Origin of the sequence: Klenkia sp. PcliD-1-E (genome assembly GCF_024124375.1) — a bacterium.
GTDB lineage: Bacteria > Actinomycetota > Actinomycetes > Mycobacteriales > Geodermatophilaceae > Klenkia.
The window spans coordinates 1-1,537 of the sequence record NZ_JAMXRZ010000246.1; the positions used below are offsets into that span (position 1 = coordinate 1).

The window sequence follows — 1,537 nt, forward strand, 5'->3', positions numbered from 1 at the left end:
CGCGCCGCCGGCCGCAGCGCCGCGCAGGTGCTGGCCCTGGTCCGCGCGGCCCGGCAGGAGCACCCCGAGCGGCCGGCCGTGGTCGTCGGCGCCCCCGCCGACACCCTGGTCGCCCTCGCCGCCGAGCACGACGCCTACACGACCATGGACCACGCCGCGATGGCCGCCGCCGTCGGGCCGCTGCCCGAGCCGCACGGCCGGGTGGTAGTCCTCGGTGCCGGCGCGGTGGACGCCGCCGTCGCCGCCGAGGCCGCCTTCCTCGCCCGGGTGGGTGGCACCGAGGTGGTGCGGGTCGAGGACGTCGGCGTCGGCGCGGTCCCGGCGCTGCTGGCCGACGGGTCGCTGCTGGAGGGCGCCGGCTGCGTGGTCGTGGTCGCCGGCACCGACGCCGCCCTGGCCACCGCGGTCGCGCAGGTCACCGAGGTGCCCGTCGTCGCCGTCCCGACGTCGGCCGGGCAGGCAGGCTCCATGGCCGGCATCGGCGCGCTGCTGACGATGCTGAACTCCGGCACGGCCGGGGTCGTGGTCTCCGCGGTCGACGACGGCTGCGCCGCCGGTGTGGTCGCCGCCCGCATCGCCCGCCGCTGAGCCGTGACGGGACCCACCCCGCGGCGGGGTCCTGCTCGGGCCGGTCGCTGGTAACGTCCCCTCCCAGCGAAGGGGAGTAGCCCCCCAACATCGTGGTCGACATGCTGGCGCCCCGGCGCCCGGTCACGAGGGCCTCGGGACACCGGGGCGGGCGAGACCTTCGACCCAGGTACATCCGTGTGCCGGGTCGAGGTCTCGCGCGGACCCGGCCCGGCCGGTCCCAGAGAGGCCCACCCCGAGTGGACGCAGTCTTCTACAGCACCGTGCTCAGCTTCGGCGTCATCTTCGTCGCCGAGCTCGGCGACAAGTCCCAGCTCATGGCGCTCACGTTCGCCACCCGCTACAAGGTCGTGCCGACCCTCATCGGCATCACGGTCGCCACCGCGGTGGTGCACCTGGCCTCGGTGGGCATCGGCTACGGCCTGGGCGTCTCGTTGCCCACCGGCTGGATCAGCCTGGTGGCCGCCCTGGCCTTCATCGCGTTCGGCTTCTGGACGCTGCGCGGCGACGAGCTCAGCGACGACGAGAAGGACAAGGTCAACCGGACGACCAAGTCGGCGATCATCGCAGTCGGCACCGCGTTCTTCCTCGCCGAGCTGGGCGACAAGACCATGCTGGCCACCATCACGCTGGCCACCGACCACGGCTGGTTCGGCACCTGGCTGGGCTCGACGCTGGGCATGGTCGCCGCCGACGCGCTCGCCATCCTGGTCGGCCGCTGGCTGGGCAAGAGCCTGCCGGAGAAGACCATCAAGTACGGCGCCGCGGCGCTGTTCTTCCTCTTCGGGGCCTGGCTGCTCGTCGAGGCGATCACCGAGCTCACCTGAGAGCCCTGTGTCAACCCCTGGCGGCGAGAAGGCGTTGCGCGCCGCCGTGGGTTGAGGGGTCGTAGGGGGCGTTGTCGGTCCAGCAGCGGTAGATGACGCGGCACCAGGCTCGGGCGAGGATG

1 protein-coding gene and 1 pseudogene are annotated in these 1,537 nt (G+C 73.8%); both read left to right on the plus strand.

The genetic code is table 11. From position 1 onward, the window contains the following. A pseudogene (locus tag NH342_RS22920) lies at window positions 1-588 on the plus strand (diguanylate cyclase); the annotation flags it as partial. A gap of 239 nt (window positions 589-827) precedes the next feature. After that, entirely contained in the window at window positions 828-1,415 is a 588-nt protein-coding gene (locus NH342_RS22925; RefSeq protein WP_253018672.1) for a TMEM165/GDT1 family protein, read from the plus strand. Window positions 1,416-1,537 lie beyond the last annotated feature (122 nt).